Below are 21,469 nucleotides of genomic sequence, written 5' to 3' on the forward strand. Positions count from 1 at the left end.
GCTAGCTCTGTATCCTCTATAATATGATTATATTTATTGAAGAAAGAGGGATGTAACGTGGCACAAATTAGAATTCGCAATACCAACGAACGTATCGAGGGCGAAGCGCAAGTGAAAGCCTTCTTGGATAGTCAAGAGGTTGTCTATGAACATTGGGACGCGAACAAGCTTCCTGTGGCACTACGCGAGAAATTCGTACTCAATGACGAAGAGAAAGCTGAAATCATCGCGACATACGAAGCTGAAATCAAAGATTTAGCAGCTAGACGCGGCTACGAAATTTGGGATGTCATCTCCCTTTCCGATTCCACACCGAATATCGAAGAGCTGTTGAAGAAATTCGAGCAAGTTCACACGCACACCGAAGATGAAATCCGTGCGATCGTATCTGGTAAAGGGATTTTCATCATCAAGTCCGAAGAACTCGGTTATTATGATGTTGAGCTTGAGCCAGGTGATGTGATCTCCGTTCCAGAAAACACGAACCATTTCTTTACGCTCATGGATAACCGTGAAATCGTCGCGGTTCGCTTATTCATCGAAAAAGATGGCTGGATTGCTTACAACGTAGAAGATCCTTCTTTTGTTAAAGCTTAGACTACAAGTATATGCATGAAGAAGCCCAACAGCGCAGGACTCCATGTCTTGCAAAACTGTTGGGCTTTTATGATTCATGAATTAGCCTTGTGTAATGATCGGAAGAACTTCTTGAAGACGTGTTACTTCGTATACAGGCTTGATCTCATCTCCGCTTTGCAGCCCATGATGGTTAATCCAAATGTTTCGCATACCAACGCTGCCTGAGCCTAGGATATCCGTCGTAAGCTTGTCCCCTATCATGATGCCTTCAGACGCTTCGATACCAAGCAGACCCATCGCATAATTGAAAATAGAAACAGCTGGCTTGCCTTGACCGAATTCACCGGAAATGACAATATGATCGAAGTATCCAGCAATCGCAGGAACACCTGCCAGCTTCTCTTTCTGCAAGTCTGGCGAACCATTCGTTAGAAGAAGCAGTTGGTAATTCCCTTTCAATTCGTCCAGTACGCGGAACGTTTCCTCATACACATATGGACGGCTGCGGCGTTCAGCTGCGAACATTTCACCCAGTCTGTACCCAAGCTCGCGATCCTCAACCCCAAGCGCTGCAAGTCCTCTAGTCCAAGACTCCGTTCTGTACCCTGGAGCTAGCTTCTGAAGTTTACGGAAGTTCTCATCCTCACCCTCTGTGAAATTGGCCCATAGTCCCTCGAATGGATTAATTCCGATCATTTTGGTAAAAGGAAACGTGTCGAACGATTCATACAAGCCTCTCGCTTCTTTACGAACCGCTGCTTCTAACGCGACAGCGTCAACCTGAACTTGCTTCGCTGCTTCTGCACATGTAGCGGCAAAAGCCTCTTCCACACTACGATCATCCCATAATAACGTATCATCCAAATCAAAAAGTACAGCTTTCAACGACATCATTCATTTCCCCTTTTGAATGTAGTATCTATGTGCTTGCCTATTTCTCTTCGTCTGTAAACTTGATGGAGTCCAATTGAATCTTCAGGTTCCCCCGGAAGGCTTCGATATATTTCTTTCTAAGCTCGTTGCGCTCTTCGATTTCGGCATCTGTTAGGCCGACTGTCTTCGCCTTCCGAGCTAGTTCATTGATCCGCTCTATGTTCTTATCCATGCTGTCACTCATTGTGATCCTCCCACTCAAAATTTCAATATGAGTATTACTTTGCCATCCCCGAATAGGAATGTCAAGAACATACCTAAAGGGACAAGGATATGACATCCCTGTCCCTATAAACTAAATCTATGTAAAACGTACCCTTTGTGTTCATTATGGAAGCACTAAAACTTGCCCTTCTTTCAATGCACTCGAAGATAAGTGATTAACTGATTTTAATTTCTCGATATACGAACGTACGCTCTCTCCATCTTTCTTATGCGAAGAAGCTACCTCCCAGAGTGTGTCGCCGCTTTGAATAACAATCTTCTCCACGGATGAAGCTTTCGAAGATACCTGAACAATCTGAGTTGGCGCTGAAGTCACTGTACTCCCTTCACCTGCATAGGCTTGTACGATCGCACCGAATGAAAACACCGTTCCAAGAATAACAGCTACCAGGAAAAAACGCAGCAACAAGATAGTCTGCCCTCGTCTATTTGTCATCTGCTTAGATGTGTGAGCCTTACCTTGACGTGTTGTCGTTCCATTCGATTGTGAATAAGCCATATACATAAAATTCATCCCCCAAACATTTGTTCTGATATGAGAATAACACGAACAAATGTTTGAGTCAAGCAAATGTTCGAACTTATGTTTGTACGAACTCGGGTTCTATGTTATACTTTGGGTAATGATTCCCAGTATTGGAGTGATATCAATGAGTAAAATTTCGCAGCGTCAGCAAGCTATATTGGAATTCATTAAGAATGAAGTGAAAGATAAGGGCTACCCGCCGTCTGTTCGAGAAATCGGCGAAGCTGTTGGACTTGCTTCCAGCTCAACTGTACATGGTCATTTGGAGCGTCTAGAGAAGAAGGGAATGATTCGCCGTGACCCTACTAAACCACGGGCGATCGAAATCCTTGGCCTCGATGGGGCAGAATCCAATTTCGCTGTATCCGTTGCTCGCGTTCCGCTCGTTGGTAAAGTAACAGCAGGTGTTCCCATTACAGCTACAGAGAATATCGAAGACTACTTCCCTCTCCCATCCAGCATGGTCAAAGATGACAACGTATTTATGTTGAGCATCATGGGAGACAGTATGATCGAGGCTGGCATTCACAATGGTGACTACGTTATCGTGAAACAACAGCAAACGGCGAACAATGGCGATATCGTCGTCGCAATGACGGAAGATGATGAAGCTACTGTGAAGCGTTTCTTCAAAGAAAAGGATCACATTCGCCTTCAACCGGAGAACTCCGCGTTAGAGCCGATTCGACTCAAGAATGTGACCATACTTGGTCGCGTAATCGGGCTATTCCGGGATATGTAAGCTCAAAACGCAATAAAAAAACGGCATCGTCCTTAAAGGGCGATGCCGTTTTTTGAGCTAATTAGCATACTATAGCAGGTAAATTACTCTTTTATTCAAAAGACAACGCCCAATTCCCTTCACGGAAAAGGGGTTCAACCGTGCCATCCGCTAATTCGCCATCGATCTCCAGCTCCGCGGAACCGATCATGAAATCAACATGAATCAAGGAATGGTTGCCGCCGCGCGCCTTTAATTCTTCATTAGACAGCGTTGTACCCTCCTTCAAATTAATCGGGTAACAACTGCCTAACGCCAGATGGCACGATGCATTCTCGTCAATGCCAGTATTATAGAAAATGCGTTTCAAATTGGAAATCGGCGAATCGAACGGAACCAAAGCGACTTCCCCTAAGTAGCGTGCACCCTCATCCATATCCAATAAACGAGCCAAGTGTTCGTAGCCAACTTCCGCCTGAAAGTCCACTACTTTCCCCGCCTCAAATGTAAAGGAGAATCTATCCACTAAAGCACCGTTCACATTTAGCGGCATCGTGCTCGCCACCGTTCCAGAAACACCTGTTCGGTTAGGCAACGTAAACACTTCTTCGGTTGGCATATTCGCCACATAACGAATCCCTCTCGCATTTCCTTTGTCCCCGCCAAGCCAGATATGGCCTTCTGGCAATTCAACACGCAGATCGGTGCCCGTAGCGCGATAACGAAGTGCTTTATAATTCCTAGCATTAAGCACTTTACGCGTCGCTTTTAACGTATCCAGATGCTTTCTCCATGCGGCGATAGGGTCCTCTTCATACACACGGTTGATATGGAAAATCGCATCCCACATCGCAGGCACGCGCTCCTCTTCAGGTAGATCCGCATAGACAATTGATGCCCAAGCTTCCGTTGGAGCTTTGATTAGGCACCAGCTAAATTCGCCAGTTCGCACATAATGCTGATATTTCGCTCTAGCGGTCGAAGTCGCTTTGGAAACTCTTGAAATCAAGCCTGCGTCTATCCCATCGAAAAGATTCGGATTAGGCACTTTAATGTTCAGCAGAGCTCCGCCATTCTCTACGAATTTCTCCAACATCGACGTATACCACAGTGGATAGTAGTCCATGCTCGCATCATCCGCATAGTCAAACTTACTCCGCGAAACCACATCATCCTGCCAATGCACATGGACATAGTTTGCACCTGCCTCATACGCTTTTTGCACAATAAGTCTTGTTAGTTCTAACGTCTCGATCGGAGCCTCGACTAAGAGATCCTGCCCCTTATTCAAATTAACGCCAATTCGGATGACGAGTTCTGCATATTTTTCTAGATTACGTTGAAAGTTGTCCATGATCTTATTGTCTCCTCCGCGTGAAAAAGCCCATCAGCTCTTCCAAGACTGACGGGCTTCACATATCTAGTTGTGTGTTAGGAACCTTACTTTCATTTATGTAAAACTTAGTACAGGGACAGATATTGATCTCTTTCCCATTGGTGAACTTGTGTGCGGTACATATCCCACTCGATTTCTTTGAGCTCATAGAAATGGGCCAACGCATGTTCGCCTAGCGTATCGCAGATGACATCATCACGAAGCAGCTCATCCAAGGCTTGTTTCAAGTTGAGCGGCAGGCTTGGGATGCCTTCGCTTTCACGCTCTTCTTCCGTCATAACGTAAATATTGCGATCGGTTGGCGGAGGAAGCTGCATTTTGTTCTTAATGCCGTCAAGACCAGCAGCTAACATCACAGCTAGAGCCAAGTAAGGATTCGCAGCTGGATCTGGGTTACGGACTTCAACACGCGTGCTTAAACCACGAGAAGCCGGAATACGAATCATCGGACTACGGTTACTAGCGGACCATGCCACATAGCAAGGTGCTTCATAACCAGGCACTAAACGTTTGTAGGAGTTAACTGTTGGGTTCGTAATCGCTGCGAAAGAACGCGCATGACGCAGAACGCCAGCCATGTATTGTCTTGCAACCGTACTTAAACCTAATTTGTCGCTCTCTTCATAGAACACATTCGTGTCGCCTTTGAACAACGATTGGTGACAGTGCATCCCTGAACCATTCATCCCGAACAGCGGCTTAGGCATGAAAGAAGCATGCAAGCCATGTTGTCTTGCTACCGTTTTTACCACTAGTTTAAAAGTTTGAATTTGGTCAGCTGCTTTAATCGCATCCGCGTATTTGAAGTCGATTTCGTGCTGTCCCGGCGCTACTTCATGGTGAGATGCTTCAATCTCAAAGCCCATTTCTTCCAGTGTCAACACGATATCACGACGGCAGTTCTCACCAAGATCCATCGGTGCCAAATCAAAATAACCGCCTTGGTCATTCAATTCCGTCGTTGGATTGCCCTTCTCATCTGTTTTGAACAAGAAGAATTCTGGTTCTGGACCAACGTTCATCGCTGTATAGCCCATCTCTTCCGCTTGTTTCAACGCATTCTTCAAAATTTGACGCGGGTCGCCAGGGAACGGCGTGCCATCCGGCATATAAATATCGCAGATTAGACGTGCGACTTTGCTTTCCGTTACCCATGGGAAAATAACCCATGTATCTAAATCCGGATATAAGTACATATCCGATTCTTCAATGCGAACATAACCTTCAATGGAGGAACCATCAAACATCATTTTGTTATCAAGCGCTTTCTCCAGCTGGCTCAAAGGAATCTCTACGTTCTTGATACTTCCCATTAAATCAGTGAATTGCAGACGAATGAAACGAACGTTCTCTGCTTTGGCAATGCGAAGAATATCTTCTTTGGAATAGTTATTGTTGTAAGTCACGCATGCATTCTCCTCTCAAATGTTAAGCGATTCTTCTTGCTATTTGTAAAATCTGGAAAGCTGCCCTTGAATCAAGGAAACTTGATCTGGACGTTTACCGCCGCCAATCAATTGTTGCTTAAGCATTTTGTGCAACTGGGAGTCCGTTAATTCCTTACGTTTCACTTCTGTGTGCTCGTTAAGGATCGTAGCATCCTCAGAATCCTTATCCACAGGGATAAGCACCTGTTTAATACCTGCGATGTTAACGCCCTTCTCAATCAAATCCTTAATCTCAAGAAGTCGTTCGACATCATTAAATGAGTAAAGCCGCTGATTCCCAGCTGTACGCGCTGGAATAATCAGTTCATGCTGTTCATAGTAACGAATTTGTCTGGCTGTCAAATCAGTCAGCTTCATGACGATCCCGATGGGGAACAACGCCATATTCCTACGTATTTCATCACTCATGCTAATCACTCCTGGTCAGTAAGTACCTCATCCTTATTGTACCTTTCTAACAAAAACGTGTCAAGGAGTGTCAGGTTTGTTCACCTTCGAAATTTTCACAGTAATCCCTTGTCTTCCATATGTTGGATTGCCGTTAGTACACCTAACTTGCAGTGTGAGTAGGTTAAGCCTCCTTGCATATAGGCGATAAAAGGTTCACGAATCGGGGCATCTGCCGACAGCTCAAGACTGCCTCCCTGAATGAAAGTTCCCGCAGCCATAATGACGGGATGCTCATAGCCAGGCATGTCCCATGGCTCTGGGACGACATGCGAATCGACAGCAGCCGCCTTCTGGATGCCCTGCACGAAGGTGATCAAGTGCTCCGCGGACGTGAAGCGGATCGCCTGAATCAGGTCCGTCCGCTGGGTATCCCAGCGCGGACTGCTTTCGAAGCCAAGGTCTTCAAAGATTGCTGCCGCGAAGACCGAGCCCTTGACCGCCTGCCCCACCAAATGCGGGGCAAGGAATAGCCCTTGAAACATGGCTCGCGTCGCACCGAGCATGGCTCCAACTTCGCCCCCGATACCAGGGGCGGTGAGTCTATACGCGGCAAGCTCGACGAGGTCGCGCCGCCCGGCGATATAGCCGCCCGAAGGGGCGATGCCTCCGCCGGGGTTTTTGATCAGCGAGCCGGCCATGAGATCGACGCCAACTTGCGTCGGCTCCCGCTCCTCGGTGAATTCACCGTAGCAATTGTCGACGAAGACAATGAGCTCGGGGTTGATTTCTTTGACAAATCGGACCATTTCACCGATTTGCTCGACCGTGAACGACGGCCGCCACGAGTAGCCGCGGGAACGCTGAATGCCGATCACCTTCGTGTTCGGCTGAATGGCTGCTTGGATCGCCGACCAGTCAGGCGATCCATCTTCAAGCAGCGCTACCTCGCTGTAAGCGATGCCGAAGTCTTGCAGGGAGCCTGTGCCATCGCCAGGCTTTCCGATCACTTTATGCAACGTGTCATAAGGCTTACCGGTTATGTAAAGTAAATGTTCGCCTGGGCGAAGTACGCCGAACAAGGCCGTTCCAATCGTGTGCGTACCCGACACGAAGTGCGGGCGAACGAGGGCCGCTTCAGCGCCCATTGCATCCGCATAGACGAGATCCAACACTTCACGTCCGCGATCATTATAGCCATAGCCCGTGGATGAGGCGAAATGATAATCGCTCACTTTATGCGTTTGGAAAGCATGTATCACTTTCCATTGATTGCGGTCTATCGTTTGTTCAATGTGGCGAAAGGCACGTTCCGAGCGCTGTTCCGCCTTTTCCATCATTCCCATTACTTTTTCCCCGAAATACATCCTAGTAGCTCTCTCCCTCGTTCTCTTCCTGCTCTGGCTGCGCGAGCTGCTGATCATAGTCAACTAATAAATAAGCCATTTTGACGTAATCGTCTTTATTTACTCGAACTTTGAACACCATATCTTCTCCATCAACATCGGTTTCCAATACTTCACCAATGCGATACATCAAGGCGATAATATCCCCTTTATTCGCTGGAATACGGAACTCTTTGCTGTCTCCCATCAGCTTATTTTCGATCGTAATGCGAAGACGCTCCAGATCCTCAGGCGTGTATGCGCTCATCTTCATGAACTCACCTTCGGCAGAGAGCATGTCACGCTCCGCTGGCGAACATAGATCAATCTTATTAAATACCGTAATCTGCTCCTTCTGATGGGCACCAAGCTCTTCTAACACCTCAGCAACGACACGCATTTGCTCGTTTCGCATATCGGTTGAGCTGTCCACCACATGGAGAATCAGATCAGCCTCATTCGCTTCCTCTAAAGTTGCGCGGAACGATGCTACCAGATCATGCGGGAGATTTTGAATAAATCCTACGGTATCGGTTAACACGATTTCTTTGCCGCTTGGCAGGACCATCGTTCGTGAAGTCGGATCTAACGTTGCGAAAAGCTGATTCTCGATATAGACGTCAGCTTGTGTTAATTGTTTCAATAACGTCGACTTCCCTGCATTGGTATACCCAACTAGGGCGACTTGAAATACGCCGCTTTTCTTGCGTCGTTCCCGATGCAGATTACGATGACGAACGACCTCTTCCAGCTGCGCTTTCAGCTCGTCGATACGTCCACGAATATGTCTGCGATCGGTTTCCAGCTTGGATTCCCCTGGACCTCTCGTTCCAATCCCACCGCCTAACCGTGAAAGATTCTTCCCTTGTCCCGAAAGCCTCGGCAATAGGTAGCTGAGCTGCGCAAGCTCAACTTGAATAATCCCTTCACGCGTTTTGGCGCGCTGCGCGAAAATATCCAAAATCAGCTGCGTACGATCGATGATTTTCACATCAAGCGCTGCTTCTAGATTGCGCACTTGGGCGCCCGAAAGCTCTTGATCAAAAATTGCTGTGTTGCCCCCAAGCTCCTCAAGACGAAGCTTCAATTCTTCTACTTTCCCTTTCCCAATAAACCATTTGGTATCCTTCGTTTCCTTGTTCTGAGTCATCGTTTCCAGAACTTGGACACCGGCCGTTTCAGCTAGCTTGACGAGTTCTTCTAACGAATACTCGGCTAAGAGCTCATTCTTTTTCTGCTTCTGCGTAACCAGGCTTACAAGGATAGCGCGGTCATCGATATCTTTTTCAACCATATGTGAAGTTGTTTTCATGTATATGTCTCCTTTACCTTGCCACTTATTCCCTCATCATTGTGGAGGAAATGGTATGGAAAGTCAATTTGCCCCGCAGGAAAATTCAGTTATAACCGACTCCTTCTGTGAAAAAAAAGGGTTATCCCGTTGCAGAAGACTCTGCAACTAGGACAACCCCCAATCAGACTCGCATCATTACTCAAATAAAGCTTGGCCCAAGTAGGCGCCCTTCCTTGGGACACCAGGCAGAACTGCGAAGTACCCTCCACCTTTGGTTTCCGTATACGATAACATTTTGTCTGGCAAATTTGGATTCGTCAAACGCTTCTGAATCGATTCAAACTGTGTTTGCAAATTTCGATTGAAGCAGACGAACAGCAGACCTGCACTCATGCGACCAACGCTGTCCAAATTTTCCATGAAGTTATATCCGCGACGCAGGATCCGCTCACGCTCAGAATTTTCACCTGTTCGTGGATTCGATAATCGAATGTGTGAATCCAGCGGTGTAACCTCCCCCTTCGGATCCTCTGCAAATTGCGGGGTATCAAATTCATTCTTTCCATCCATCGGAGCACCAGATACCTTCTGACGGCCAATGATTTCCTCTTGGTCCGAATATGACTGCTGGTCCCAGGTTTCGATGCGCATTTGAATACGGCGAACGACCATGTAAGTCCCGCCAGCTAGCCAAGAAGCACCATCACCTGCGTTGATCCATACGTTATTTTTCATAAAAGCCTCATCCAGCAATGACGGGTTCGCTGTGCCGTCTTTGAAACCGAACAAGTTCCGTTTCGTCCCTTGCGATTTCACGCCTAACTGCCCCGTTTGCTGCCAACGTAAATGCGCTACACCGCGTGAAGCTTTGGAGAGATTCCGAATGGCGTGAAAGCACACCATGGGATCATCCGAGCAAGCTTGCACAACGATATCCCCGTGCGTCAACTGATCTTCCAACGAATCTTTATGAAAAATAGGCATTTCCGTAAGTCCGGCTGGTTTACGGGAACGAAGACCGAATCGATCGACGCCATCCTTCTCGAACAATGTAGCACCGACTGCGAAGGTAATGGATAATTTACCTGTGTCCAAGCCGATCTGCTCACCTGTATCCGTAGGTGGAAAAGCTCCATCCTGCGGCTCAACGGCAAGCGGCTTGCCCGCCATTAACGTAGCAGCCATCTCTGTCCATTGCTTCAGAAGTGTTTGAAGCTCTTTCACATCATTCGTCGTGATATCAAAGGCAGCTACATTCGCAAAGTTCTGAGCAGGAGTAACAACGCCTGTCTGATGCTCGCCATAGAAGTCCAATGTTTGATTGTTCGTACTCGCTGTTGCTTTATTCGTTGGAAGCACATGCTGAGCTTTCCCCATTAATTCGCCTAGGACAACACCCGCAGCACCTGCGGCGGTCATTCCCAAAAAGGCGCGACGATTCATTTTATCTGACATTTCGCTTAACCTCTTTCCCCTATTTGCTCAATGTTCCTGGCATTTTCACTAACGGCTCGGCAAGTGCTTCTAATTTATTTTTCAAATCGACTTGTTTGACTTGCTCCATTTTACCAAAGTCATTCCAAGTTGCTCCCGCTGGCGACAACGTGTTCATTGTTTCGATGACCGCCGCTAAGCTCTTGCTGATTTTCTCATCTAACGCTGCGTCTTTCTTCTTCAATTCAGCTTTGACCAAGTCATAAATCACTTGTGCGCCTTCTACGTTCGCGCGAATGACAGGAACAGTAGCACCGCTCCAACGCTCTTCTTCACCTGTAATTTTGCTGGACTGAGCTTCCTCCATCAGTTCACCTACGCCTGCAATGAAGTCTGTAGGAGCAATCGTTGTAGATGCAATGGCTTTCTGCATTTTCTTGCCATCTTCAAGTAGTTGAGCAGCAAACGGCTCTGCATCTTTCACATTTTTCTTCACGAACAATAAGTACTCAATACGGTGGTAGCCTGTGAATGCAGGATCCTTCTCATTCTTGAAATCATCGACACGCGCATCCATGACGCCGTCCAGTTCACTAAACGTCTCAATGATCGGCTCAATTCTTTCATAAGGCATACGAGACAGCACATAAGCTTCCGATGCTTTCTTCATGTCGCCGCTCTTAATTGCATTATTAAGATCATCTAGCAACTTAACCAATTGATTTCCTTGATCTTGTACATAGGCATTGTATGCTTTTGCCGCATCCTGCAGCGCCTTAGAAGCCTCAATCGTATCTTTGTTCACGGCACCTGTGTTCGAAGAAAATGACGTCGTCAATTCAGTCATAGCTGATTTCAAGTTCTTAGTTAATGCAGACAGCGTAGGCAGATCTAGCTTGTCTTCTTTCAAGCCCGCTTCCAACGGTGTCAGAAACTTCTCTACTTTAAAATATAATTCCGGGAACTTCGGTTTCACTTCATCTTCGAAGCTAGCCCATTGATCTTCCAGTTGATCTGCAACTTTCTTGGCATCTTTCACTTTGGATGCGTCCAATTGACCTTTCAAAGTATCAATGGTCGTAACGAATTGGGCTGAGCCATCTTTGAATGGAACTTTTGCAGCTTCCGTTGACTCGGATTTACTGCATCCTGCCAAGACAAGCGTTGTCGCTGTTGCAAGCAAAATAAGTTGTTTACTTTTTTTCATATGAATAACCCTCCACTGTTTTAAATAATTAAGATTAGAATTTATTGGGCAGTGCCGCGTTTCTAATTTGAATGGATTTACGACGATCTACAATGACTGCAATTAGAGCAAGAAGCAATAATAGGAACTGCGGGATTGCACTTTCTAAGGTTGGATACAGGGCAATAACATCCCAGCTAGGCAACCAGGAAGCCGTTGTGGCTGGCAAGTAACCTGCTAATTGAAGCCCGTGTACACCCATCCCCGCAAATTTGAAGCATAAATAGAAAACGAAGAAACTTGAGACTAGGAAGAATGGCCGCATCGGAATACGTAATCCAACTTTGAGAATAAGGAACGCAATAATAAGTAACGATCCAACACCAATGCCGATTCCCCCGAGTAACGAGGCAAGGGAGATGGATGATGCCATGCCAATCATGAAAAGAACCGTCTCAGTACCCTCACGAAACACCGCAAGAAAGGCAAGAAAACTAAGCGAAACCAAACTTCCTGTTGCTAACGCCTTAACACTTTGATTGCGAATATACGACTGCCAGTTCGAAACACTTGACTTGCTGTGCAGCCAGTAGCTCATATAGAGCAGCATCAGTGCAGCGAATACGCCTGTGCAGCCTGCGATGAGAAAGTTGTTATTTCCGAACGCACTTGCCGAAAATAACTGCTGAACGATCACGCCTAAGGCCAAACTAACCGCTAGACCGCCAAACACCCCATACCAGATCCAACGCTTCTTATCCCCATGCCCTGACTTCGTTAGAAAACCAAGCAAAGCAATCACGACGAGTAAAGCTTCAAGGCCCTCACGTAAAATAATCGTAGTCGCATCTAACATCGTGTAGCTCGTCTTTGCAGCTAGCGGTTGTAAATCAGCATGCATTCTTGCGATCGTCACTGCCGCTTCATCTGCTTGCACGGGTGATGCGGATAGCTGTGCATACGCCGTAACCATATCGCGTTCCATCGAGGTGTACACAGAAGAAGATTGTGTAAGTACGATGCCCTCAATGAGTAACCAAGAATTACGCAGCTCTTGAATGCTATCCGAGGCACCTGTGAAATCCTTCGATTTCACTTGATCCAACGCTTTATCCAGCAAAGTAACCAAGGAGGCGACCGTAACGGCTTTATCGCTTTTAGCAGCCGAACCGAAAGCATCGAGCTTGCCTTCCGCAAAACTCACGTTTAGTGCGTGAAGCTCCTTAAGCTTTGTAGCTAGCTTCTGCGCATCTACGGGTTGCTTCAACGTTTGCAGCGAAGCTTCTCCCATGGCGCCTTCAATTTTTTGATACGCTGCTAATGACTCCTTTTTAATGCCATCCTCATACGACAACCAGTTGATCTGAAAAGCTTCGAAGAGCTTTGTTGCAAGCTCGACGTTCCCGCTCTCTGCCGCCTGAATGGCTTTGACAACGCCCTCATCTTCCTTAGCTAGATCATCTTGCGGCTTCGCTGCCACGGACAAAGGAAGTGCTACAAGCAATAACAGCACCATCCAACTTGCTAACAGCCATTTTTTCATGAACCCCAATCCCTTCCAGTTATGTAGCCAATTATGACGGGCTTATTTAGAATTAATATTGATAATCATTATCAGCGAGAATAGTTCTCTGTATATTTTACTCCCTTCTTTCAAACTGTCAATCCTTTATTAAAAAGAAAAAACCATTGAACTATGGTCAGTTCAACGGTTTATCCAATCTGTTCATTTAAATTTCACATCTTCGGGGCGAATGGACATGAGTTCAATTTTGGAGGGCGCATTCACATACTGACTTAATAGCCTCACGGCTTGATGGCGCATCGCCTTTTCCAAAATATTTCGTACATATCGCGCGTTGCTGAACGCACGCCATGTCATCGCTTTTTCCTCTGTCAGATGCTGCTTTAGCTTCGCTAGGGTTTGCGGAAGGAGTACATATTCGCGCTCTTTGGCCATCAATTCCGTTATTTGCAGCAGCTGATCAATCGGATAATCCTCGAATTCAATCTGTATCGGAAATCTGGACGGAAGGCCAGGGTTGGTCGCCAGGAATTGCTCCATTTCGTCACTATACCCAGCTAGAATTAGAATAAATTCGTTTTTCTTATCTTCCATCCCTTTGACGAGCGCATCGATCGATTCCTTACCAAAATCTTTCTCTCCGCCGCGCGCCAAGCTATAGGCCTCATCAATGAAAAGGATGCCGCCCATCGCTTTTTTCATTAATTCGCGCGTCTTCAGTGCCGTATGTCCGATATACTCGCCAACGAGATCAGCCCGCTCTACCTCGATGAAATGGCCCTTGCTGAGCACACCCATTGCATGAAACATGCGGCCCAGCAGCCGTGCAACTGTTGTCTTGCCTGTGCCTGGACTGCCTTTGAAAATCATATGATACACATGCGCATTGCTCATCAGTCCAGCTTCTGCACGAAATTGTGAAATCTGGAGAAGCGCATAAATTTCATGTACTAATTCTTTGACATTATCTAAGCCAATGAGTCCATTCAGCTCTTTGAAAATATCCGAGAGCGGGCCTTCCATCTGCGATCGTTTGCCTGTGAGAACGGGCTCGGCATCGGCAAGGGATGAAGCGCCTGCTTGACTGCCAGGAGACTCAGCTGCCCTTCGCTGGCCAGGTTCAGGCTGCCGCAAAACGATGTTGATTTGTCTGGATGGCAGGCTTCTGCCACTCATGAGGATCACCTCGTTTACATGATGGTTTATTAGTTCGTATCCACCATCCTACGCGCGAGAGGCTCATTTTAGACCGAAGATCATGTCCATCATTTATGTAAGTTAAGTCAAGTCTGTGAATAACATTCGATGCAAGGTGCGCATCCCGACAGATGCATAAAATTGCTGGGCGCGCTCGTTAAATTCCCACACATTCAGTTCTAATGAAGATGCTCCACGCTCACGAGCCCATGCTAGTGACGCAGTATACAGCTTTTTCCCAATTCCTTGCCGCTGATGGGTTGAAGCAACAGCCAGCTCGTTCAGATAGGCATATGTCCGTGGGACTAGCGCCTCGAACGACGGGCTTTGTTTCATCTCCAGCATGGCAACGCCGACGAGCTTGTCCCCGCATTCCGCGACAATGATCTCTTTGTTCGGCTGCTTCGAAAAGCTCCGATACCACCCCATCGCGACAACTTGATCTAGTCTTGCGAAACGATCTGGCAATGCTTCCGCATGCTCATCCTGCCCTTCACGAATGATCGCGTTCACGGCATCATAATCCCCTGCAACGGCAGATCGCAACCGAATGTTCATGACAAACACCTCCAATTTCATAGGTCTAGAGATGGAAAAGGATTGAATTATTATACATTAAAATGTATATTTATGAGTATCATTAGGAGTCGGAGGTCACCATCATGGTCATGCAACAACATTTCTACGAACAATTAGATGTCATTGCCGCCAACACTTGGCCCGCTGAGACTTGTTCTACCCTAGGCCAATGGCAGCTTCGCGCCTCAAGAGGCGTAACAAAACGAGCGAATAGTGTACTAGCCATAGGCGGATATCCACCTGAACCTGATTGGTTACAGCGTGTTGAACAATTTTATCATAATCAAGATTTGCCCGCTATTTTTCATATCAGTCCCGCTTCACCCGCAACCTTGGATGCCTATCTGCAAGAACAAGGGTATGTAATTGATACGCCATGTCTGATCATGACCGCTGAGAGTCAAACCGTTCTTCAGTTCGCTGAGGAAAGATTAAAGTCACAGTATGTAGACGCCAGTGATCTCCAAATAGACATCTCCCCTGTGGCAACAGCCGCTTGGCTGGAGGCTTTTCTACGACTCGAACAATTTCCCGATACACGTATGAGCTTCTATCGAGGGTTAAGTGAGCGAATGCCTGCTCCAAAGGCTTTCATTACCTTGCTGGAACATGGACAGGTTGTTGCATTAGGAACAGCTCTTGTCGAGGGAGACTGGGCAGGATTCGTCAATGTCATTGTTGATGAAGCTTACCGCGGTAAAGGGTACGGCTACGCGATACTTCATGCCCTGACAGCTTGGAGTATGGTTAATGGCGCAACTCAGCAGTATTTACAAGTGATCACATCCAATGTGCCTGCAGTCACCTTATACGAGAAACTAAGCTATCGATCGGTATATGGCTATCATTATCGTGTGAAGTATGATATTCCCTCTCTTGTATCATCCTAAGGAGGAATTTTTAGGATGAAAGGAGTCGTAAGGAATGTCTTCCACGACGAAAGAGAAGCCCGTTTTCCCCCCTCAGCATCAGAACCAGCAGCCTGGCATTGAATCTCAAATGAATCCACTGCCTGAATTTGAGAAAGCCAGCTACAAGCCTGCTGGGAAGCTCCAAGATAAGGTTGCGATTATCACGGGAGGCGACAGTGGCATTGGACGTGCCGTCGCCGTGGCCTATGCCAAAGAGGGTGCCGATGTGATGATTGTGTATCTCAATGAGCATGGCGATGCCGAAGAAACACATCGACATGTGGAACAAGCGGGCCGCAAATGCGTGCATGTCGCTGGGGATATTGGCGATGCGAATTTCTGTAAGCTAGTTGTCGATCAAGCCGTTAAGGCATTCGGCAAGCTCGATATTTTGGTGAATAATGCCGCTGAACAGCATCCGTTGCAGAGCATTGCGGATATTACACCCGAGCAGCTAGAACGAACGTTTCGCACAAATATCTTTTCGTTCTTCTATATGACACAAGCGGCTCTCCCACATTTAAAAGCGGGAAGTGCCATCATCAACACGGCCTCCATTACAGCCTATCACGGGCATGAGCAGCTCATCGATTACTCCGCTGCGAAGGGAGCGATCGTTACGTTCACACGCTCTCTGTCGCTGCAGCTGAACGCCAAGGGAATCCGCGTGAACGGTGTCGCACCTGGGCCGATCTGGACGCCGCTTATCCCTTCCACCTTCACGGCCCAAGAAGTCGAAGTATTCGGCTCCACGACGCCGATGAAACGCGCAGGGCAGCCAAGCGAGCTGGCGCCCAGCTATGTTTTCTTAGCCAGTGAGGATTCCTCCTACATGGCGGGACAAATTCTTCACGTCAATGGCGGCGCCATCGTGAACGGATGAATTGAAAAAGCATGACCATTCGCGGTTACCCGCTGAATGGTCATGCTTTTTCTACAGTCCTAGCTTAAGCAGCAACTTCGTTCCATACCACTTCGTATAAGCTAGCGTCTCTCTTACATCATGGTAAGGCATGAAGAGCACATCAGACTTCGTTGAGGACACATACGGCTGCTTAAATCCGATCGTTTCGGCAATATCAAGTGACCGTGAACTGTGGAATCGATGGGTCATGATGATCGAGCTAACCAAGCCTTTTTCCTCCATAATGTATTTGCTATACAGCAAATTCTCATACGTGCTTGTTGCATGCGGCTCCAGGAAAATACTTCCTTGCGGCACGCCATGACTCACCAAATAGTTGCGCATCCCTTCCGCTTCCGTTAGCTTGGAGCCATTATGGTCCAAGCCACCTGAGACGATAAGCTGTTTAAAGCGCCCCTGCTTGTACAACTCCAAGGCTAGGTCCAATCGTTCTTGCAATCCAGGACTAGGCAGATCGTTGCGCAGTGATGCACCTAGTACGATCCCGACATCTACCTGCTTAGGCAGTGTTTGATTAGTCCCTAGCTGCACTTTCCACTGAATGAAGATGATCCATGCAACGACAATCGCGAAGGCGACCAGCGCCACTTGAAACAACCGCACGAAAGTCTTCATTATAGGAGATCGTTTCATGCCTTTGCGCGAACTGGCTTTCTTATTGGCAGATGAGGATGCTTGAGGTTGGCTCGCGAGTTGTTTTCTGTTCATGCTGGGCTTAACCGTCATCCTTCCCTACTCCTTATCTAGAAATGCGCTTATTTGCTTGAACAACATAGGCGCATCCTCACTTAAGCAAATTAAATGATCGGATCTCGCATGCCAATGAAGCTCTCGTTGACCTCGGACCTTGCTGTAAATATAGCGAGCGCTCTGAGGATGAATCACTTGATCTCTCTCCGACTGTGCGATAAGCGTCGGCTTATTCACGAGGCTCAATTCAGGTTTCAAGTGCCGTACTAACCGTGTAAATTGCCAGGTGGCAAGCAACGGTGTCGATTTGGCCTTCACAAGACTGATTTTGCGCTGATACTTCCACTCATCCCGAATGACATTCAGAAGTCTTCCTGGACTCACATAAATGACCGCGGTATTGAGTAAAATCAGTTTCCTTACCGGATAGCGAATGGATAAATACGCCGCCAGCAATCCCCCCATCGAGAAACCTACCATATCAAAAGAGCCGTAAGTCGCCGTCATTTGCTCGGCATGCCGTTCCGCTGCCTGTACCCAATCTTCCCAGCGGGTCGTTAGCAGCTGTTGCTGGTTCTGCCCATTCCAAGGGAGCATAGGCACCTCACATAGTTGGCCGCGCTCTCGCAAATGCCGAGCAAGCGGCTCTACTTCATAAGGTCCACCTGTAAATCCATGGAACAATAAGCATGGCTGTTTCATGAGATCCACTCCTATCCTGCTTGAAATAGTGGTGCAATGCTTACTCTTAGTTTATTTTTCTTTGATGGAAATGGTGTTAATTGTCACTTTTTCTTTTGGTTTGCTCGGTGTAGCTTCGCCGCCCATTTCAACAGGTGTTTCAGCAATTTTCGTAATGGTTGCCAAACCTTCTGCTGTGACTTTACCGAAAATGGTATAATTCGGCTGCTTATTCAACGACGCGCAATCCGCTCCGGAACAAATAAAAAACTGGCTTCCATTCGTGTTCGGCCCCGAATTCGCCATCGCTACCGTACCTGGCTCGTAAGTGTGTGTTGTTTTCAACTCATCGGCAAATTTATAGCCAGGACCGCCCATGCCTGTCCCTTGCGGATCGCCGGTTTGAATCATAAACGTCTTGATAATACGGTGGAACGTAACATTGTTATAGAAGCCTTCCTTCGATAAGAAGACAAAGTTGTTCACCGTTTTCGGTGCTTCTTTCGCATAAAGGTCGATCGTGAAAGTTCCTTTCGATGTCGTCACTTCGGCTTGATACGTTTTATTAGGATCAATCGTCATGTCAGGCGCTTTGCTCCATTGCTTGCCAGCAGTCGTAGAAGCGGCTGGTGTCGCAGCAGCAGGAGTTGTCGCTTTTGCCGTCGATGCTGGTGTCGCCGTCGCAGCAGGCTTATTGCCGCAGCCCGATGCAAGGATCGTTAAACTAAGCAAAGTGATGGGTAGAAGCCATTTGGTCGATAAAAGCTTGGATGATTGGCGCATTTGTCGTAATTCCTCCATTGTTTAAATTAACGGTGCTGTAACGCTGGATAGCCCTACAGCACACGCATGATTAAATTGTTTCTTTAGCCACCGTTCTTCGGCTGCTCCTCATTCGTCTTCACTCCAGGTTGCGGGGTTGGACTTGGTTTGGGACTTGTCGAAGGCGATGGACTTGGACTCGTTTCTGCACCGGGCTTGGTCGTTACACTTGGCGATGGAACAGGCTTGCCGCTTGGTGAAGGTATCGGTTCTTTACCATTACCAGGCGAAGGGGAAGGCGAAATCACCGGCGATGGCATTGGGCTACCATTTGGCTGTGTCGTATCCTTCGGAATTTCAACAGCTGCTACGTTAGACTTCACACCTTGCGTATTGTTATCCAAATTAATCGGTACCACGTAGTACTGATAGGATTCGCCCGGGTTTACCGTTGTATCCTCAATTTGAGCCTTCGGCGTTTGAACGATCATCTTCGCCTCGGCCTCTGTGGACGCTTTGCGATACAATTGGTACCCAACTTTATCGCCAAGCGATGTCCAGCCAATTTTCACTAATTTCGTTTCGGGCACATAGACGGCCGTTACATCCGAAATGCCGCTAGGCGGTTCCGTCAAATCCGGCACATTCGAAGGCTTCACGAAATTGGTAACGGGTTTTCCTTCTAATGATTTGGACATGACCTCTTTGAAAATAGCTGCCGTGCTTCCGCTTCCAACAGTCACATAGTGCTTGGAATCGACTTTATCGAAGCCTTCCCACACAGCCGCTGTCCATTCTGGCGTATAGCCAACGAACCAGACATCGCGGTCATACTGCTCAATCCCTTTAATATCTAGCCCTGTTGATCCCGTTTTACCCGCAACAGGTCGGTTGAACTTCGCTTTGACCCCAGTACCGCCCGTTTCTACGACACCTTGCAGGAGCAAGGTCATATAGTAGGCGGTTTGCGGTTGGATCACTTGCTTTTTCTCTGCCTTGTAAGCAACAATTTCTTTCCCTTGCGCATCGGTAATTCTTAGTATTGCATGCGTTTTATTTTGTGAACCTTGATTCGCAAAAGCCGTGTACGCTCTAGCCATTTGCAATGGCGACACGCCATCCGTTAAACCGCCTAATGCAATGGCTAAATTTTTATCCTTGGCCTCATTCAGTGTAACACCAAGCTTTTTCGTTGCAAAATCCACGCCTGTTTTCACACCGATTTGATCCAGCAACCACACGGGCGCCAAATTGTATGATTTTTTCACGGCTTCGAACATCGTTACTTGACCATGGGTTTGTCGATCATAGTTTTGCGGTGTATACGTGCCGTTGCCGAACGACGTCTGTGTGTCATCCAGCATGGAGTATGGATTATAATTCCCACTCTCTAGAGCAGGTCCGTATACCGCAATGGGTTTAAAAGAAGAGCCTGGCTGACGCTTGGCATAGACACGGCTAAACCCTTTCGTTTTGTAATCACGACCGCCGATCAGCGCCATTAAACCGCCTGTTTTATTATCCAAGATAACCATGGAGCTTTGGATTTTCTGCCCATCTGACGCATCTTTTTGGAAAAAGCTCGCATTCGCATAGGTTTGCTCCATTACCTTTTGCGCTTTGATATTCATCGTCGTGTAGATGCGATAGCCTTTGGTTAGCAGCTCATCTTCTTCGATACCGTACATCTCTTCCGCTTCATCCACCACATAATCGACGAACGACGCATATTCCTTCGTTGTCTGACTTGCTGACGCTGGCGGCACATAGTCAACGGATGCAGCCTCCGCGCGCTCCGCCTCCGTAATATAGCCTTGATCCGTCATCAACCGCAAGACGACCGCACGCCGTTCTTTAGAAAGATCGGGATGCGTGAGCGGTGAATAGCGCGAAGGCGCCTTCGGCAGCGCAGCTAGCGTAGCGATTTCCCATACCTTCAAATCGTTCAAGTTCGATTTTCCGAAATAGACTTTGGCTGCTGCTTTAATACCGTAAGAGTTGCTCCCGAAGTAAATGCGATTTAGATATTTCTCCAGAATCTCATCCTTCGTAAACCGTTCATCCAAGGCAAACGCGATTGACATCTCCGTTCCTTTACGGAACGCTGTCTTCTCAGAGCTCAAGAACACGTTTTTGGCCAGTTGCTGAGTTATGGTACTGCCGCCTTCCACTGCGCTCATATGCACGATATCCGTCACAAGCGCACGCCCGATTGCACGAAGATCTACACCTGAATGCTCGTTAAAGCGACGGTCCTCTGTCGCGATAAAAGCTTGCTTCAACCGCTCAGGCACATCCTTGATATTGACGCTTTCGCGATTTTCACCTTTATATATTTTGGAAATTTCGGTTGCAGGTTTATCTTTCCCTTCTTCCTGTGCATAAATAAGAGTCGACTCCGTCGTACTATCGATCTTATCGATATTCGCGTCCAAAATTTTGAAGCCGCTCATAATAACGACGATATAAATCGCCATCGCACAGATCACCGCAACCATAGCGGCAATAATGGAGCCCATAATGAGCTTGCGAGCATTGAAGCCCTTCTTCTTAGGGCCTTTATTATTGCCCTTTCTTGGTTCATTCGGTTTGGTTTGCGGTGTGGATTGTTTTCTAGTAGGTTTATCCATCTTCACCAACTCCCTTACATTTCAATCTCCCTGTTTGTTCGAAAAAGGAAGAAAC

General features: G+C 47.3%; 21 protein-coding genes. 4 read left to right on the top strand and 17 right to left on the bottom strand.

From position 1 onward, the window contains the following. Positions 1–57 precede the first annotated feature (57 nt). Positions 58–597: a 1,2-dihydroxy-3-keto-5-methylthiopentene dioxygenase gene (locus MJB10_RS14125; RefSeq protein WP_314795581.1), complete on the top strand. Its 540-nt coding sequence runs from the start codon at positions 58–60 to the stop codon at positions 595–597. A gap of 81 nt (positions 598–678) precedes the next feature. Here MJB10_RS14125 and MJB10_RS14130 read toward each other — a convergent pair whose 3' ends face one another. The 3 genes from MJB10_RS14130 to MJB10_RS14140 form a co-directional block, all read right to left on the bottom strand. Next, positions 679–1,470: an HAD family hydrolase gene (locus MJB10_RS14130; protein WP_314795583.1), complete on the bottom strand. Its 792-nt coding sequence runs from the start codon at positions 1,468–1,470 to the stop codon at positions 679–681. A 40-nt stretch (positions 1,471–1,510) separates the two neighbouring features. Continuing rightward, positions 1,511–1,696, bottom strand: coding sequence for a DUF896 domain-containing protein (locus MJB10_RS14135; RefSeq protein ID WP_314795585.1), 186 nt, complete (start codon positions 1,694–1,696; stop codon positions 1,511–1,513). Positions 1,697–1,840: 144 nt separating this feature from the next. Next, positions 1,841–2,173, bottom strand: coding sequence for a LysM peptidoglycan-binding domain-containing protein (locus tag MJB10_RS14140; RefSeq protein WP_314795587.1), 333 nt, complete (start codon positions 2,171–2,173; stop codon positions 1,841–1,843). Between the two features lie 214 nt (positions 2,174–2,387). On the opposite strand from MJB10_RS14140, the gene lexA reads away from it, so the two are divergent. Then, positions 2,388–3,005: a transcriptional repressor LexA gene (gene lexA / locus MJB10_RS14145; protein ID WP_314795589.1), complete on the top strand. Its 618-nt coding sequence runs from the start codon at positions 2,388–2,390 to the stop codon at positions 3,003–3,005. Positions 3,006–3,096: 91 nt separating this feature from the next. Here lexA and MJB10_RS14150 read toward each other — a convergent pair whose 3' ends face one another. The 10 genes from MJB10_RS14150 to MJB10_RS14195 all read right to left on the bottom strand — a co-directional run bounded on the left by MJB10_RS14150 (position 3,097) and on the right by MJB10_RS14195 (position 14,794). After that, entirely contained in the window at positions 3,097–4,338 is a 1,242-nt protein-coding gene (locus MJB10_RS14150; RefSeq protein ID WP_314795591.1) for an aminopeptidase, read from the bottom strand. Positions 4,339–4,445: 107 nt separating this feature from the next. Next, entirely contained in the window at positions 4,446–5,786 is a 1,341-nt protein-coding gene (gene glnA, locus MJB10_RS14155; protein WP_314795593.1) for a type I glutamate--ammonia ligase, read from the bottom strand. A gap of 39 nt (positions 5,787–5,825) precedes the next feature. Beyond that, positions 5,826–6,236 carry a MerR family transcriptional regulator gene (locus MJB10_RS14160; RefSeq protein ID WP_047676992.1) on the bottom strand — a complete coding sequence of 137 codons (411 nt, stop codon included), beginning with the start codon at positions 6,234–6,236 and terminating at the stop codon, positions 5,826–5,828. Positions 6,237–6,331: 95 nt separating this feature from the next. Further along, positions 6,332–7,555, bottom strand: a complete 1,224-nt coding sequence (locus tag MJB10_RS14165; RefSeq protein ID WP_397386634.1) for a methionine gamma-lyase family protein — start codon at positions 7,553–7,555, stop codon at positions 6,332–6,334. A 28-nt stretch (positions 7,556–7,583) separates the two neighbouring features. Beyond that, on the bottom strand, positions 7,584–8,912 hold the full coding sequence (hflX, locus tag MJB10_RS14170; protein ID WP_314795600.1) for a GTPase HflX: 1,329 nt from the start codon (positions 8,910–8,912) through the stop codon (positions 7,584–7,586). Between the two features lie 177 nt (positions 8,913–9,089). Beyond that, positions 9,090–10,349, bottom strand: coding sequence for an iron uptake transporter deferrochelatase/peroxidase subunit (gene efeB / locus MJB10_RS14175; RefSeq protein ID WP_314795602.1), 1,260 nt, complete (start codon positions 10,347–10,349; stop codon positions 9,090–9,092). Positions 10,350–10,368: 19 nt separating this feature from the next. Continuing rightward, positions 10,369–11,535, bottom strand: a complete 1,167-nt coding sequence (locus tag MJB10_RS14180; RefSeq protein WP_314795603.1) for an EfeM/EfeO family lipoprotein — start codon at positions 11,533–11,535, stop codon at positions 10,369–10,371. A gap of 34 nt (positions 11,536–11,569) precedes the next feature. After that, complete coding sequence (locus MJB10_RS14185; RefSeq protein ID WP_314795605.1) at positions 11,570–13,057, bottom strand: FTR1 family iron permease; 1,488 nt, start codon at positions 13,055–13,057, stop codon at positions 11,570–11,572. A gap of 183 nt (positions 13,058–13,240) precedes the next feature. Then, positions 13,241–14,215, bottom strand: a complete 975-nt coding sequence (locus tag MJB10_RS14190; protein ID WP_314795606.1) for an AAA family ATPase — start codon at positions 14,213–14,215, stop codon at positions 13,241–13,243. A gap of 102 nt (positions 14,216–14,317) precedes the next feature. Next, entirely contained in the window at positions 14,318–14,794 is a 477-nt protein-coding gene (locus tag MJB10_RS14195; protein ID WP_314795607.1) for a GNAT family N-acetyltransferase, read from the bottom strand. 104 nt (positions 14,795–14,898) lie between these two features. Here MJB10_RS14195 and MJB10_RS14200 point away from each other — a divergent pair, with 104 nt between their 5' ends. Together MJB10_RS14200 and MJB10_RS14205 are read left to right on the top strand one after the other, a co-directional pair. Continuing rightward, positions 14,899–15,705 (top strand): GNAT family N-acetyltransferase, encoded by an 807-nt coding sequence (locus MJB10_RS14200; protein WP_314795609.1) that lies wholly within the window; start codon positions 14,899–14,901, stop codon positions 15,703–15,705. A 34-nt stretch (positions 15,706–15,739) separates the two neighbouring features. Further along, positions 15,740–16,609, top strand: coding sequence for an SDR family oxidoreductase (locus MJB10_RS14205; RefSeq protein ID WP_314795610.1), 870 nt, complete (start codon positions 15,740–15,742; stop codon positions 16,607–16,609). 51 nt (positions 16,610–16,660) lie between these two features. Here the strand turns inward: MJB10_RS14205 and MJB10_RS14210 are convergent, their stop codons facing one another. The 4 genes from MJB10_RS14210 to MJB10_RS14225 form a co-directional block, all read right to left on the bottom strand. Continuing rightward, positions 16,661–17,377 (bottom strand): YdcF family protein, encoded by a 717-nt coding sequence (locus MJB10_RS14210; RefSeq protein WP_314795612.1) that lies wholly within the window; start codon positions 17,375–17,377, stop codon positions 16,661–16,663. A gap of 6 nt (positions 17,378–17,383) precedes the next feature. Next, positions 17,384–18,043 (bottom strand): alpha/beta hydrolase, encoded by a 660-nt coding sequence (locus MJB10_RS14215; protein ID WP_314795614.1) that lies wholly within the window; start codon positions 18,041–18,043, stop codon positions 17,384–17,386. Positions 18,044–18,094: 51 nt separating this feature from the next. Then, entirely contained in the window at positions 18,095–18,805 is a 711-nt protein-coding gene (locus MJB10_RS14220) for a peptidylprolyl isomerase (RefSeq protein WP_314795616.1), read from the bottom strand. Between the two features lie 83 nt (positions 18,806–18,888). Further along, on the bottom strand, positions 18,889–21,414 hold the full coding sequence (locus MJB10_RS14225; RefSeq protein WP_314795618.1) for a transglycosylase domain-containing protein: 2,526 nt from the start codon (positions 21,412–21,414) through the stop codon (positions 18,889–18,891). Positions 21,415–21,469 lie beyond the last annotated feature (55 nt).

Origin of the sequence: Paenibacillus sp. MBLB1832 (assembly GCF_032271945.1) — a bacterium.
Classification (GTDB): Bacteria; Bacillota; Bacilli; order Paenibacillales; family NBRC-103111; genus Paenibacillus_E; species Paenibacillus_E roseopurpureus.

Excerpts from the sequence above, each read along its gene's own strand:
- MJB10_RS14130 (WP_314795583.1), bottom strand. The coding sequence starts at position 1,470 with ATGTCGTTGAAAGCTGTACTTTTTGATTTGGATGATACGTTATTATGG.
- MJB10_RS14135 (WP_314795585.1), bottom strand. The coding sequence starts at position 1,696 with ATGAGTGACAGCATGGATAAGAACATAGAGCGGATCAATGAACTAGCT.
- MJB10_RS14140 (WP_314795587.1), bottom strand. The coding sequence starts at position 2,173 with ATGACAAATAGACGAGGGCAGACTATCTTGTTGCTGCGTTTTTTCCTG.
- lexA (WP_314795589.1), top strand. The coding sequence starts at position 2,388 with ATGAGTAAAATTTCGCAGCGTCAGCAAGCTATATTGGAATTCATTAAG.
- MJB10_RS14150 (WP_314795591.1), bottom strand. The coding sequence starts at position 4,338 with ATGGACAACTTTCAACGTAATCTAGAAAAATATGCAGAACTCGTCATC.
- MJB10_RS14160 (WP_047676992.1), bottom strand. The coding sequence starts at position 6,236 with ATGAGTGATGAAATACGTAGGAATATGGCGTTGTTCCCCATCGGGATC.
- MJB10_RS14165 (WP_397386634.1), bottom strand. The coding sequence starts at position 7,555 with ATGATGGAAAAGGCGGAACAGCGCTCGGAACGTGCCTTTCGCCACATT.
- hflX (WP_314795600.1), bottom strand. The coding sequence starts at position 8,912 with ATGAAAACAACTTCACATATGGTTGAAAAAGATATCGATGACCGCGCT.
- efeB (WP_314795602.1), bottom strand. The coding sequence starts at position 10,349 with ATGTCAGATAAAATGAATCGTCGCGCCTTTTTGGGAATGACCGCCGCA.
- MJB10_RS14180 (WP_314795603.1), bottom strand. The coding sequence starts at position 11,535 with ATGAAAAAAAGTAAACAACTTATTTTGCTTGCAACAGCGACAACGCTT.
- MJB10_RS14185 (WP_314795605.1), bottom strand. The coding sequence starts at position 13,057 with ATGAAAAAATGGCTGTTAGCAAGTTGGATGGTGCTGTTATTGCTTGTA.
- MJB10_RS14190 (WP_314795606.1), bottom strand. The coding sequence starts at position 14,215 with ATGAGTGGCAGAAGCCTGCCATCCAGACAAATCAACATCGTTTTGCGG.
- MJB10_RS14195 (WP_314795607.1), bottom strand. The coding sequence starts at position 14,794 with ATGAACATTCGGTTGCGATCTGCCGTTGCAGGGGATTATGATGCCGTG.
- MJB10_RS14200 (WP_314795609.1), top strand. The coding sequence starts at position 14,899 with ATGGTCATGCAACAACATTTCTACGAACAATTAGATGTCATTGCCGCC.
- MJB10_RS14205 (WP_314795610.1), top strand. The coding sequence starts at position 15,740 with ATGTCTTCCACGACGAAAGAGAAGCCCGTTTTCCCCCCTCAGCATCAG.
- MJB10_RS14210 (WP_314795612.1), bottom strand. The coding sequence starts at position 17,377 with ATGACGGTTAAGCCCAGCATGAACAGAAAACAACTCGCGAGCCAACCT.
- MJB10_RS14215 (WP_314795614.1), bottom strand. The coding sequence starts at position 18,043 with ATGAAACAGCCATGCTTATTGTTCCATGGATTTACAGGTGGACCTTAT.
- MJB10_RS14220 (WP_314795616.1), bottom strand. The coding sequence starts at position 18,805 with ATGCGCCAATCATCCAAGCTTTTATCGACCAAATGGCTTCTACCCATC.
- MJB10_RS14225 (WP_314795618.1), bottom strand. The coding sequence starts at position 21,414 with ATGGATAAACCTACTAGAAAACAATCCACACCGCAAACCAAACCGAAT.